At 47.7% G+C, this 1,001-nt stretch carries 1 pseudogene; it reads right to left on the reverse strand.

Annotated elements, in window-relative coordinates:
- Positions 1–1,001, reverse strand: a pseudogene (locus R7Q11_RS25055) (RTX toxin); the annotation flags it as partial.

Consider the following 1,001-nt stretch of genomic DNA (forward strand, 5'->3'; position numbering starts at 1 on the left):
GCCAGACCTTGCTCTACACCACTGGTTGTCCCTCTCATTTCCGTGACTATACCCTCACGGAAATCATCAATGGCAAGACCACCGCTAATATAAAAATCCGTATCGATATCAATGGTGGGAGCAGTGGCATCTATGGTCGTAGCCTCATCCATTGCTTTCGCTTGGTTGCCCGCTACATCATTCACGGAGGCAGATACGGTTAACGCCCCATCGGCTAACGTGGATAAGTTCGCCCCTTCGACTTGCCACATACCATCAACGACAACGGTATTGAACGAGAGCATCACCCCCAAGCTGTCTTGAACCGTGACAGAAACCGTCTGACCATTTTCAACATCACTGACTTGCCCTGACAAAGTGACAGATTGGCGCTCTTCAGTGTTTAAATAGCCGTCTCCGCCATCGTCAACGTCCACCGTCACACTTGCGAGCGTATCTTTGATGATGGTGTTTTCACTGATTGCAGGGTTGCCCGCTATATCTATACTCTTAGCAACAACTGTCAGCGTACCTTCAGACAATCCAGAAAGGTCAACGTCGTCCAGAGACCAACTTCCACCAGTCACCACCGTTTCTAAGTTTATGACCGCTCCTAACGAGTCGGTTACCGTAACTTGGATACGCTGGCCATCTTCAATGTTTTCAATCGTCCCTTCGAGGCGAGTAGTCGCGATTTCGTACTGATTTAAATACTCATCCCCTCCACCATCAAAATTGACGTTCACCGTTGCAAGCGTATCTTTAATGGTCGTATCGACGGCGTTCAGGTTATTGCCATAAATGTCAGAAACCACAGAAATCACCGTAAGCGGACCTTCAGCAAGAGAAGACAGATCAACGCCTGATAGGGTATAAGCCTCGTTCTCTACGGTCGTTGTAACAGTAATGGAATTATTGAGACTGTCGGTAATGGTGATAGTAACAAGCCACTCATCGCTTATCTTGAGTGCGTCACCTTGAATCGTGACACTAGGAACTTCAAACTGGTTTTCGTATCCATC

The sequence above is a fragment of the Vibrio sp. 970 genome, from assembly GCF_033339075.1.